The sequence below is a fragment of the Atribacterota bacterium genome (assembly GCA_028703475.1).
In the GTDB taxonomy this organism is placed as follows: domain Bacteria; phylum Atribacterota; class Phoenicimicrobiia; order Phoenicimicrobiales; family Stramentimicrobiaceae; genus JAQVMU01.
The window spans coordinates 1-12,866 of record JAQVMU010000028.1; the positions used below are offsets into that span (position 1 = coordinate 1).

The following is a 12,866-nucleotide window of genomic DNA, read 5'->3' on the forward strand; positions in this document are numbered from 1 at the left end:
GAAATTTTATAATTTCAAAGGAGTTAAAAATGCAAATACAAGAAAAACAAATTAATGAATTATGGGCTGCTATGCCCGAAATAAGGGAAATACTAAGTGAGAGTAAAAATGAAAAAGAGGCCAGAAAAAAACTTTTTAATTACTGCAAAGATCTGGAATGGGATTACAGAGAAGGTAAAAAATCCCTGCACAAACTTGATTATAGCACTACTTTAGAGGCTATTAAGGTTTTTACAAATCTTATTTCCCTTCGCAATGAGCAGATTGCTGGATTTAGCACATTGAAGCACCTTTGGGAATTAGCCAATAATAATTCTGAGGTAAAGGTTTCAGAAAGTTTCTTAGAAGAATTCAGACATCTTTTTCTGGCAATGGCTGGGAAGGCAAATATAGCACGAGGTTGGTTGGGTCCAATCTTAGAAAAAGATGGCATTAAAATGATTGATTTTCAAAAAATAAAAGGAAGGGAAGCAGGAAAGGCACGATCTGCATATCTGGATAGTCTTTACAATAAGGTGAATAGTTATATAAACCGTTATCCAACCGGACTTGATAAATCTATAATAGATCAACGCAGTAAAAATACTGAAAAAATAATGCAATATTTTTCGGCAAGTGAAGATGATTGGTATGATTACAATTGGCATATAAAAAATATCTTTAAAGACAAAGATGGACTTAATGCTTTGAAGGAATTAATCCCCATGACTGATGATGATATTCAGGCTATCGAAATCTCGTTAGAGCAAGGAATACCATTTGGAATTACTCCATATTATCTTTCTTTGTTTGATTTTAATCGGGATGATAGAAAGTATGATTATCAAGTTCGTTCCCAGGTAATTCCTCCTATGCATTATGTAAAACTAATGGAAGAACATCGACAAGAACGTAATTACTACTTTGACTTTATGGGTGAACATGACACCTCTCCTGAAGAACTGATTACCCGGCGTTATCCAATGATTTCAATATTAAAACCATATGATACTTGTCCGCAAATATGTGTATACTGTCAAAGAAATTGGGAAATCACCGGTCCAATGTTACCAGAAGGTATGCCAACTAAGGAAAAGATTGATAAAGCCCTTTCCTGGTTTTCTAATCACCCGGCTATGCGGGATGTACTGGTAACTGGTGGAGACCCCTTAGCATTAGATGATGAATTGATAAAATATATTATGGATAAACTCTGCTCTTTTGAACAGGTTATCAATATCCGTTGGGGCAGCCGTATTTTTGTTACATTACCGCAAAGGATTACTCATAAACTTGCTGACCTTTTATCGAGCTATGTTGAACCGGGTAAACGTAATGTCGCTATGGTAACTCATATTGAAAGTGCTGCTGAGGTTACTCCTGATTTAGCAGAAGCAGTCACCAAAATGAGGAATAGAGGTATTTATGTATACAATCAATTAGTCTACACCTTAGAGACCAGTCGGCGTTTCCAGAATGCATCCACACGTATTGCAATGAAAAAGGCAGGTGTAGATCCGTATTACACATTTTATCCAAAAGGCAAGGATGAACACAAAGATTATCTGGTTCCGGTTGCTCGCCTATGGCAGGAAAGAAAAGAGGAAGCTCGTTTATTACCTGGAATATTCCGTACTGATGAACCGGTCTTTAATGTACCTCGTTTAGGGAAAAATCACGTAAGAGCATGGCAGGATCGGGAGTTGATTGCCCTTACACCTGAAGGCCAAAGAGTATATCTGTGGCATCCATGGGAGAAAGGAATAGCTCCTGTTGAACCATACGTCTATCGTGATATTGCTATTAAGGACTATTTAAATGAACTAAAAAGACGTGGAGAAAATATCGAAGAATATGATTCAATCTGGTACTATTACTAAATAATTAATAACTTACCAGTAAAAAAACTAAATGGTATGGAGGTGATGAATAAAGAGAATAGGATTTTGAATCTCATAAATAAAAGTTAAAGGAGGAAACAATGAAAAAAATTATTAGTATGTTATTGGTGTTTATGTTAATGTTGACGATATTTACAACTGCTGGTTTTGCACAAACTTTTATTACCTTTGGAACAGGTAGTCCGGGAGGTACTTATTATCCCCTTGGAGGGGCAATGGCTGATTTATGGACTAGATTAGTGGAAGATATTGATGCTACTGCAGAATCCACAGCAGCATCTGTCGAAAATTGCCGATTAACTGGCAGTGATGAGGTACAGCTAGGAATGGCTATGGGTGATGTAGCTTTTAAAGCTTATAATGGTCAGGTTCAATTCGAAAATGACAAACAACCCATAAAAGCACTCTTTTCAATGTATCCAGCTCCTCAGCATTTCATATCTATTGACCCCGAAATCAAATCTGTAGCAGACTTAAAAGGCAAAAGGGTATCAGTAGATGCACCTGGAAGTGGATGTGAAACTATGGCAAGATTGATAATTGAGGCTGCTGGAATGACATATGATGATATGAGGGTAAGTTATTATTCACAGCCGGAAGCTGCCCAAGCTATGAAAGATAGGAATATTGACGCTCTCTTCTGGAATTTTTCATATCCAGGTTCAGCAGTTCAAGAAGTAACCGCTGTTAGGGATGTATTTTTCGTACCAATTGAACAAGAAATAATAGATAAACTAACTGCAGAATATGGATATTACATTGCAGGAGTTATTCCAGCTGGAACATACAAAGGACAGGATATGGATGTTCCGACTATACAAGTTGGAAATGATGTTGTAGTAAATGAAAATGTTAGCGAAGAGGTGGCATATTTACTTACTAAAACACTTTTTGAAAATGCAGAAGAATTACACAACGTACATCCATCAGCAAAGCTATTTTTACCAGAAAATGGCGTAAAAACAGCAATTCCCTTACATCCTGGGGCTGCTAAATACTTTGAAGAAGTAGGTTTAGGTGAATTTGTTCGCAAATAAAGAAATGAAAAAAGCCAGAGAAAATATTTTTTCTCTGGCTTTTTGGCTTTTTATTATTTGTTATATTTTATCAATCAGTGCAGTAATATCTGCTTGCCAAAGTGAAAACCATTTTGTTTTGGAAATAGTCCAAAAAGATAACATGGATAAGGTGCTGTCAATTAAAGTAGAACCTGAAGAGATTTTTTATCTTGAATTTAGAAACTCAAGAGATTTAAATCCAATAATAGATAAATTTAAAATTGGAACAGATGGGAGTTTTTACCTGGTTGAAGAAAGGTATCCGTGGTTTGGTGTGGGGCAAGAATGTCATCCTTCAAGAGATATTACTCATGAAGATGGAATGGTTGTGGTGAAATTAAATAAGAAATTAGAAAAATTACCATTGAGAGTTGCTTATACCGTAGATCAGATTTTAAAAGTAAAAAATAAAAATTATTTAATTGGCTCCATTGCCGAAAAAGGAAAGGCAATTGAAATTTGTATTAGTATTAAGGGAGGTTAAAATAAAGTGACCAAAGATGAAAAAGACAATGAAAATAAAAAAAGCAACATATTAAATGAAAGCAATAATAAGCTTGCAGAAGAAATTGAAGACATAGAATTTAAAGCCAAAAGAGATCTGGTAGGGAATTGGTATATCCCAATTATTATTTCTGCTGTCGGATTGTTCATTTTTCATATGTATACTGGTTGGTTTGGTGCATATTTCAGTTTAATACAAAGGTCTATCCATTTTTCGCTAATACTTATTATGACATTTTCTTTATTCGCCAGGTCTCCAAACATTAAAAGAGACAGAATTCAATGGTATGACTTTATTTTTATTGCACTATCAATAATACTTTGTATTTACATTTTAATAAATATTCATGAACTTGTTTGGCGTGCAGGTAATCCAAATCAAATCGACGTAATATTTGGAGTAATACTTATTCTTATAACCCTGGAAGCCACTCGAAGAGCTGTTGGGCCACCTTTAATGTATGTTGCAATTTTTTTCTTGCTTTATGCTCTGGTGATTGGGCCATATATGCCAGGAAGATTTGCTCACGGCACATTCTCGATAAGACGAGTTGCATATTATTTATATTTAACTGATGCTGGTATTTTCGGAACACCGTTGGGAGTATCTGCTAATTTTGTATATCTTTTTATTCTGTTTGGATCAATATTAAATAAAACTGGAGCAGGAAAATTTTTTATTGATTTTGCGACTGCTTTGACTGGATACACCAGAGGAGGACCGGCAAAGGCAGCTGTTGTATCAAGTGGGATGATGGGTACAATATCCGGAAGTTCAACTGCCAATACTGTCACTACCGGAAGTTTTACGATACCGTTAATGAAAAATATTGGTTATAGTTCTGTTTTTGCTGGTGCTGTAGAACCGGTTGCATCTACAGGTGGTCAAATAATGCCTCCTATTATGGGAGCCGCAGCCTTTATTATGGCAGAATTTTTAGGAGTTCCTTATATTGAAGTGGCAAAAGCTGCAATACTACCGGCAATATTCTATTATCTGGCTCTCTTTATGGCTGTTGATTTTAGGGCTGCTAAAATAGGGTTAGTAGGGTTAAAAAGGGAGCAGCTTCCCAGTCTAATAAAAACATTAAAAATTGGCTGGATATTATTAGCTCCTATATTTATTTTAATATATCTATTGATTAATGGCTATTCTCCTCAAAAATCGGTTGTTTCAAGCATACTGGTTCTATTGCTAATAAGTATGATAAGTAAAAAAACAAGAATGACTCCTAAAAAACTATTGGAGGCATTGACTGATGCCGGGATGGCTGCGACGACTGTTGCTGTAGCTTGTGCAGCTGCAGGTATAATTGTTGGAATAACAACCATGTCAGGATTAGGCTTAAAATTCACCGGTATTGTTTTTAATTTATCAAGGGGTATATTGCCTATCGCCTTATTTTTAGCGTCCATATCTTCTTTAGTATTAGGTATGGGTGTTCCGACAACCGCTAATTATGTGATCATGGCAACTCTAATAGCACCTGCATTGATTAGACTTATGGCAGAAAACTCAGCATTAATTCTTCCACATTTGTTTGTATTTTATTATGGTATTCTAGCAGATATAACACCTCCTGTAATGCTGGCTGTATTTGCTGGGGCTGCGATAGCCAGGGCACCTGCTTTAAAGGTTGGAGTGGAGGCTATGAAATTAGCTCTTCCCGGATACATACTTCCTTTTATGTTTATTTATCACCCAATATTGATTTCATGGAATTTTATGCAGGATTTTAATATTGGCAGGCTTATCTTTGCAATAATTCTGGCATTATGTATGTCTTTGGGATTTGCGGGAGCAACCCAGGGATATTTTATCAGGAAGACCAGCATACTGGAAAGGCTAATGCTATTTATTGGTGCATTTTGTGTTATACCTTCTCAGGTAATGACAAATATAATTGGTGTTGGCTTAATTGGAATAACCTTGATAGTGCAAATATTAATTAAACCAAAAGAAATGGTTGGATAATAAAGCTATAAATATTTTGACAAAATCGATAGATATGGTATTCTATAAATGATTAAAACATTAAACAATTAATCCAATTAATATTATTAAGGATATCAATGGATATTGAGATTAACAAGAATAGTAAAATTCCACTTTATCTTCAAATAGAGGAATGTCTGAAAAGGTTGATAAAAGAAGGACAAATAGAAAAAGGATCCCAATTACCAACTGAAAGAGAGCTATCAGATAAGCTTGGTGTAAGCAGAAATACAGTAAGCACTGCATATCAGGAACTTGCAAGAGAAAAAGTCATTACCTCAATATCAGGTAAAGGTACATTTGTTATTTCAAATGGTAATTTCCCAAAAACAAAAATGTTAAGATATAACAGCCTTTCTTTAATTAAACATATTGATAAAGCAATAGAGAAGGCATTAGAACAAAATATTCCATTTGAAGATTTCATGTTCCTGATAAATCAGCGGCTAAAAGATAAGAGTCATTTGCTAAATAATGTCAATGTAGCCTTTATAGAATGTAACCAGGAACAATTGTATTATTTCTCAAAAAAATTAGAGTTGGGAACAGGTATTCATATAATTCCGCTTTTAATTGATGAGATGTATAGTACTACTGCAAATTTTCTTAAACAAATAGAATCAGCTGATTTAGTAGTAACGACTTTTTTTCATCTTAAGGAAGTAAAAGAATTTTTAAAAGACACAGATAAAAAAATAATTGCCATTGCATTAGATCCGCAGATAGAAACAATGGTAAACATTGCCCGTGCTACTTCTCCGAATATGAAAATAGGACTGGTTTGTATTACAGAAAATTTTGCTGAACGTGTTTTTAAATCAATTAAAATTGCTGGAATAAAATATAGAAAATTATCCTACACAATAACACGGGATAACGATAAAATAAAAGAATTTATCCACAATTGTGATATTCTAATTTCCTCTCCAGGGCGAAAGAAAATTGTTAAAAAATATATTAATAACTCGAAGCCATTAATAGAGTTTATTTACATACCTGACAAAGGATCAATTGATACTTTAATGAATAAGATTTTAGATATAAAGAGAGAAAGGTAAAGGTGTTATTATGCAACAAAAGGATAGTAAAAAGATTTATCAAAATGAAAAGACCAGGATTACGGTGAAAGAAGACTGGTGTAAAGCCTGCGGAATTTGTATTAACTATTGCCCAAAAAATGTACTTGTTGCAAGTGATAAAGGCCAGCCTGTTGCAAAAAACATTGATGATTGTATTCAATGTATGTTATGCGAATTACGTTGTCCGGATTTTGCCATTATGGTAGAAAACAAAGAGAATACTGATGCAAATAATTTAGAGCATGTTAGTTTGGAGGATTAATTATGAAGAAAAATAAAGTTACAAAAATATTGCAAGGAAATGAGGCTTGTGTGGAGGGGGCTATATTGGCGGGCGTACGTTTTTTTGCTGGTTATCCTATTACTCCTGCTTCTGAGATTGCTGAGGGAATGGCTAACAGACTTCCTGTAATGGGTGGCAAATTTATGCAGATGGAAGATGAGATTGCAAGCATGGCGGCTATTATAGGAGCATCATTAGCTGGTTTAAAATCTATGACAGCAAGCTCAGGTCCTGGAATATGTTTAAAGCTGGAAAATATTGGATTTGCAGCAATTGGCGAGATACCTTGCGTGATTGTAAATGCACAAAGAGGCGGTCCAAGTACAGGTCTTCCAACAAAACCCTCTCAGGGAGATGTTATGCAGGCACGTTGGGGTACTCACGGAGATCATCCTATGATTGCCCTTGCTCCATCAGATGTAAATGAAATATTACATATGACTGTTAAGGCTGTTAATTTTAGTGAAAAATATCGTACCCCTGTAATGTTGTTACTTGATGAAGTTATTGCTCATATGAGAGAAAAGGTAGATATTCCTTCAATAGAAGATTTAGAGATTATAAATAGAAAAAGGCCAAATGTAGCAGTAGAAGATTTTTTACCATTTAAACCCGATGAAGACATGATTCCCCCTATGGCGAATTTTGGAAGTGGGTACAGATATCATGTTACAGGTTTGGTTCATAATGAAAAAGGGTACCCAACATCTAATGCTGAGGAAGTTGATAGATTTATAAGAAGATTAGTAAATAAAGTTGAATTTAATAAAAAAGATATTATTATTGAAGATGAATATTTATTAGATGATGCTGAAATAGCTATTGTTGCTTACGGTTCAGTAGCCAGGGCAGCTGAAAGAACAGTTAAATTAGGAAGAGAAAAAGGAATTAAAATAGGTTTATTAAAACTAATAACATTATGGCCTTTTAGTGATGACACAATCAACAAGATTGCAGAACAGGTAAAATTAATTATTGTTCCAGAAATGAATCTGGGACAGATGGCTGGAGAGGTTGAAAGAGCATCGAAGGGAAAATGTAGGGTTATTTCTTATGGAAAAGTTGATGGTAATTTGATAAATCCCGTTGAAATACTCGAGAAAGTAGAGGAGGAAATAAAATTATGAAAAGTAATGATATCATAGGTAAATATATTAGAAAAGAAATGTTTCCTCATATTTGGTGTCCAGGTTGTGGTAATGGTATTGTTTTAGGTGCATTAATTAGAGCAATTCACAGCTTAGGTTGGGAAAAAGATGAAATTGCAATGGTATCTGGGATCGGTTGCTCAAGTAGAATCACTGGATATGTAGATTTTAACACTATGAATACAACACATGGTAGGGCACTGGCTTTTGCAACTGGTATTAAAATGGCTAACCCAAAATTAAAAGTAATTACTGTTATGGGAGATGGTGACTGTTCTGCTATAGGCGGGAATCATTTCATTCATGCAGCCCGTAGAAACATAGATATTACAGCTATAATTATCAATAATATGATATATGGGATGACCGGCGGTCAATATTCCCCATTAACCCCAACAGGAAAATTTGGTTCTACTGCACCTTACGGAAATATTGACCAAAATTTTGATATATCTGCATTGGCTGCGGCCGCAGGAGCATCATATGTTGCAAGAGGTAGTATTTTTAATGTGAATCAAGGTATTCGGTTTATAAAGAATGCTTTAAATAAAAAAGGCTTTTCAGTTGTTGAGATGATTTCGGACTGCCCTGTTTCTTATGGTAAGATGAATAAGCTTAGAACCCCAATACAGATGTTAGAATGGATTAAAAGTATTTCTATACCTGAGAGTACCTGGAAAAAATTATCCGAAGAAGAGAAAAAAGACAAGATACCAACTGGTGAATTCTTAAATATAGATATACCCGAATATACTGAAAGGTATCAGGAAATTTGTTTCAATGCCCAACAAAAGGGAGGAAAAAATGAATAACGAAAGAAAAGAAGTTTGTTTAAGCGGCTCTGGTGGACAAGGGCTTATCCTGGCTGGTATTATTTTAGCTGAAGCAGCCGGAATTTATGACGGATATGAGGTAGTACAGACACAATCTTATGGTCCTGAAGCCAGAGGTGGGGCCAGTAGATCAGAAGTAGTTATCAGTAATGAGAAAATTGATTATCCCAAAGTTTTGAAATCTGATATTTTACTGGCTTTAACACAAGAATCCTGCGATAAGTATATAAATAGATTAAAAAATGATGGTTTATTATTAGCAGATTCAACTAATGTTTTAAAAATTCCCGATTTTGGCGGAACTATATATCAGTACCCAATAGAAGAAGATGCTGTTAAGGTAATAGGCAATAAATTAGTTACCAACATCATTTCTTTAGGAATAATAGTAGAGCTAACTGATATAGTCAGTCATGATGCTATTAAAAAGGCTCTTCTTGATAGAATACCTCTTAGAGTAAAAGAATTGAATGAAAAAGCCCTGGAACATGGCTTTAAAGTTGCAAAAAAATTATAAAACAAAAATAATAAAAAGGATGGAGCAGTAATGAAAATATTGGTAGTAAATAGTGGTAGTTCATCAATAAAGTATCGACTTTTTGATATGACTGATGAATCTTTGTTGGCGAAAGGATTAGTCGAAAGAATTGGAATAGAAGGTTCAATAATAAATCACTATCCCACAGGGAAAAGTTCAATAAAAAAGGAAATAGATATTCCTGATCATCGAAAGGGAATAGAGTTGGTAATTGATGCTTTATTGAATAATGAACATGGGGTAATCAAAGATATTAAAGAATTGTATGCTATTGGTCATCGTGTTGTTCATGGAGGAGAGAAATATTCAGATTCTGTATTAATAAATCAAGATGTTATGGATACTCTTAATAAATATACAGAATTAGCCCCATTACATAATCCACCAAACATGCTGGGGATCAAAGTATGTCAGGAATTACTACCGGAAACACCACAAGTAGGGGTATTTGATACCTCTTTTCATCAAACAATTCCTGAGCACGCTTATCTTTATGGTTTACCTTATCATTATTATGAAAAATATAGAGTTAGAAGATATGGTTTCCATGGCACTTCCCATAAATATGTTTCACAAAAAGCGGCAAAATTTTTAAATAAAGATATTAAGGATTTAAAAATAATAACCTGTCATTTAGGAAACGGCTCAAGCTTAACTGCAATAAAGAATGGAAAATCTATTGATACTAGCCTTGGTTTTGGAACAATATCAGGTGTTATTATGGGAACTCGCTGTGGTGATATTGATCCAGCAGTTATACCATTTTTAATGGGTAAGGAAGAAATAGATTTTAAAGAAATGAACGATATTCTATATAAGAAAAGTGGATTTATTGGGCTATCTGAGGGAATATCCAGTGATAAACGTGATTTAGAAGAAAAAGCTAAGCAGGGAGACATAAGAGCACAAAGAACACTCGCTATACTTCATTATGGATTAAAAAAATATATTGGTGCATACACAGCTGCAATGAATGGATTGGATGTATTGATATTTACTGCTGGAATAGGAGAAAATTCCCCAATGTTGAGAAAAGATGTTTGCGGAGAATTAAGTTTCTTTGGTATTGATATTGATGAAAAGAAGAACGAAGTAAAAGGAAAACTAACAGATATAAGTTCTGAGAATTCAAAGGTCAAAGTTCTTGTTATTCCGACAAACGAAGAATTGATGATAGCCAGAGATACAGTTGAAATTTGTAAAAATTTATAGAATATTTATTAAATAAGTTATGAATAATATAATATTAGGAGCATCGAATGTATCAGATTAAAGAAAAAAAACAATTATATAAAGACATTTATGGAATGTGGATAAAAGCGGAAGAGGTTGCAAAAACTGTTGAACCAGGACAATTTGTTATTTTGATGACTAAGGAGGAAGGAGAAAGAATTCCTCTCACTGTAGCTGATTATAATAGGGGAGAAGGTTTAATTTATATTGTTTTTCAGGTAGCTGGAAAAACAACTGATGAGCTCTCTAAATTTAAAGAAGGAGATAGCCTTTTTTCTTTTATTGGACCTTTAGGTAAAAAAACAGAAATCAAAAATTATGGAACTGTTGTAGCAGTAGGTGGAGGTACTGGAATTGCATGCATTCACCCAATTGCCAGAAATTTAAAAGAAGCCGGTAATAAAGTTATTACTATTATAGGTGCACGATCAAAAGACCTGATAATCATGGAAGAAGAATTAAAGAAAGTATCAGATGAATTGATTGTTACTACTGACGATGGAAGTTATGGGCGGAAAGGTTTTGTTACTGATGTACTTAAAGAAAAGCTGGATAATGACAAAACTATAAAAAAAGTATGGACAATAGGTCCTCCTATTATGATGAAGGTGACTTGTGCATTAACTAGTTCCTATCCTGTTGACACAATTGTGAGCCTAAACACAATTATGGTTGATGGAACAGGTATGTGTGGTTCATGTCGTGTATCTATCGGAGGAGAAACAAAATTTGTCTGTACCGATGGACCTGAGTTTGATGGGCAATTAGTTGATTGGGATGAATTTATGAATCGAATAAAACGTTACAGGAGTGAAGAAACAACCTCCTGGGATAAATATAAACACAATAAAACATGCCGATGCAAAGGAGGAAACAATTAATGGCTGAGATGATACCAATGAAAGACAGAATGAAACAAGATCAGGTTCCAATGCGAGAACAACCTCCTGCTGAACGTGTAAGGAATTTTAAAGAGGTTCCATTAGGATATAACAAAGAAGAGGCTATTAAAGAAGCGCAAAGATGTCTGCAATGCAAAAATCCTACATGTATGGTTGGGTGTCCTGCTGAAATAAATATTCCTGCTTTCATAAGATATATAGTGGAAGAAGATTTTGAAAAAGCATATTTGACTATTCTTGAAACGGATGCTCTTCCAGCTGTAACGGGACGTGTTTGTCCCCAGGAAGAACAATGTCAGAAAGAATGTGTGCTAAACAAAAAGGGTAAACCTATTGCAATTGGAAGATTAGAGAGGTTTGTGGCTGATTGGGCAAGAGCAAATAATATTCATGGGGAGAAGGACGGAGACCAAAAAAAAGGTTGTGCAGTAGCGGTAGTAGGTTCAGGTCCGGCTGGTTTAACATGTGCTGCCGACCTGGCTAAAATGGGATACAATGTAACCCTTTTTGAAGCTTTACATAAGCCGGGAGGAGTTCTGGTTTACGGTATTCCTGAATTTAGGCTTCCCAAAAAAATTGTTGAGTATGAAGTAAATGAAATTAAGAAAATTGGTGTTAAAGTAGTAAAAGATTTTGTAGTCGGAGCTACAAGCAGTGTAGATTTTTTAAAAAAGGAATTTGATGCCATATTTTTAGCAAATGGTGCTGGAGCACCACGGTTTATGAATATTCCTGGAGAAAACATGAATAATGTTTATTCTGCTAATGAATTTCTTACACGTTCAAATTTGATGAAAGCGTATCTTTTCCCTGAATATGATACCCCACTTATAATTGGTAAAAAAGCAGCCACAATTGGAGCAGGAAATGTCGCAATGGATTCTGCAAGAACAGCATTGAGGCTTGGAGCTGAAAAATCATACATTGTATACCGGCGTTCAAGAAATGAAGTTCCTGCCAGAGCAGAAGAAGTCCATCATGCCGAAGAAGAGGGAGTCGAGTTTAATTTTTTAACATTACCAGTTAAGGTATTAGGTGATAAAGAGGGAAATGTTATTGGAATGGAATGCTTAAAGATGAAATTAGGAGAACCTGATGAATCAGGCAGAAGAAGACCTATTCCTATTGAGGGTTCAAATTTTACCTTGGAAGTTGATATGGTAATAGATGCTATTGGTACTATGGCTAACCCTATTATAGCTAACAGTGCAAGGGGAGTTGAAGTTAATAAATGGGGGTACTTTAAAGTAGATGATAAAACAAGAATGACTACTTGCCCGGGAATTTTTGCAGGGGGAGATATTGTAAGAGGATCTGCTACAGTTATATCAGCCGTTGGTGATGGGAAAGTTGCAGCAAGATCTATTGACTCGTATTTATCTTCCGGCGGAAGCCTTAGAAATAATGGATGT

12 protein-coding genes are annotated in these 12,866 nt (G+C 34.8%); all 12 read left to right on the forward strand.

Translation table 11 applies throughout. From position 1 onward, the window contains the following. The first annotated feature begins 29 nt into the window (after positions 1–29). A complete protein-coding gene (locus PHQ99_04555) occupies positions 30–1,859 on the forward strand; it encodes a KamA family radical SAM protein (GenBank protein ID MDD4288838.1) in 1,830 nt (609 codons plus the stop codon). Between the two features lie 101 nt (positions 1,860–1,960). Continuing rightward, positions 1,961–2,917, forward strand: a complete 957-nt coding sequence (locus tag PHQ99_04560; protein ID MDD4288839.1) for a TAXI family TRAP transporter solute-binding subunit — start codon at positions 1,961–1,963, stop codon at positions 2,915–2,917. After that, positions 2,898–3,422, forward strand: a complete 525-nt coding sequence (locus PHQ99_04565; protein MDD4288840.1) for a DUF1850 domain-containing protein — start codon at positions 2,898–2,900, stop codon at positions 3,420–3,422. Before PHQ99_04560 ends, PHQ99_04565 begins: the two co-directional genes overlap by 20 nt. A 6-nt stretch (positions 3,423–3,428) precedes the next feature. Beyond that, positions 3,429–5,417 carry a TRAP transporter permease gene (locus PHQ99_04570; GenBank protein ID MDD4288841.1) on the forward strand — a complete coding sequence of 663 codons (1,989 nt, stop codon included), beginning with the start codon at positions 3,429–3,431 and terminating at the stop codon, positions 5,415–5,417. A 98-nt stretch (positions 5,418–5,515) separates the two neighbouring features. Beyond that, on the forward strand, positions 5,516–6,496 hold the full coding sequence (locus PHQ99_04575; protein ID MDD4288842.1) for a GntR family transcriptional regulator: 981 nt from the start codon (positions 5,516–5,518) through the stop codon (positions 6,494–6,496). Between the two features lie 10 nt (positions 6,497–6,506). Further along, complete coding sequence (locus PHQ99_04580; GenBank protein ID MDD4288843.1) at positions 6,507–6,779, forward strand: 4Fe-4S binding protein; 273 nt, start codon at positions 6,507–6,509, stop codon at positions 6,777–6,779. A gap of 2 nt (positions 6,780–6,781) precedes the next feature. Continuing rightward, on the forward strand, positions 6,782–7,927 hold the full coding sequence (locus PHQ99_04585; GenBank protein ID MDD4288844.1) for a 2-oxoacid:acceptor oxidoreductase subunit alpha: 1,146 nt from the start codon (positions 6,782–6,784) through the stop codon (positions 7,925–7,927). Continuing rightward, positions 7,924–8,760 (forward strand): thiamine pyrophosphate-dependent enzyme, encoded by an 837-nt coding sequence (locus PHQ99_04590; GenBank protein ID MDD4288845.1) that lies wholly within the window; start codon positions 7,924–7,926, stop codon positions 8,758–8,760. The genes PHQ99_04585 and PHQ99_04590 overlap by 4 nt, the downstream gene beginning before the upstream one ends. Then, complete coding sequence (locus PHQ99_04595; protein MDD4288846.1) at positions 8,753–9,298, forward strand: 2-oxoacid:acceptor oxidoreductase family protein; 546 nt, start codon at positions 8,753–8,755, stop codon at positions 9,296–9,298. The genes PHQ99_04590 and PHQ99_04595 overlap by 8 nt, the downstream gene beginning before the upstream one ends. A 30-nt stretch (positions 9,299–9,328) precedes the next feature. Then, the gene (locus PHQ99_04600; protein MDD4288847.1) at positions 9,329–10,531 is read left to right on the forward strand and encodes an acetate kinase; all 1,203 of its coding nucleotides are present in this window, start codon (positions 9,329–9,331) and stop codon (positions 10,529–10,531) included. A gap of 47 nt (positions 10,532–10,578) precedes the next feature. Further along, the gene (locus tag PHQ99_04605; GenBank protein MDD4288848.1) at positions 10,579–11,433 is read left to right on the forward strand and encodes a sulfide/dihydroorotate dehydrogenase-like FAD/NAD-binding protein; all 855 of its coding nucleotides are present in this window, start codon (positions 10,579–10,581) and stop codon (positions 11,431–11,433) included. Beyond that, positions 11,433–12,866: NADPH-dependent glutamate synthase (gene gltA, locus PHQ99_04610; protein MDD4288849.1), on the forward strand; the 1,434-nt coding region annotated here is incomplete at its 3' end. The genes PHQ99_04605 and gltA, both read left to right, overlap by 1 nt.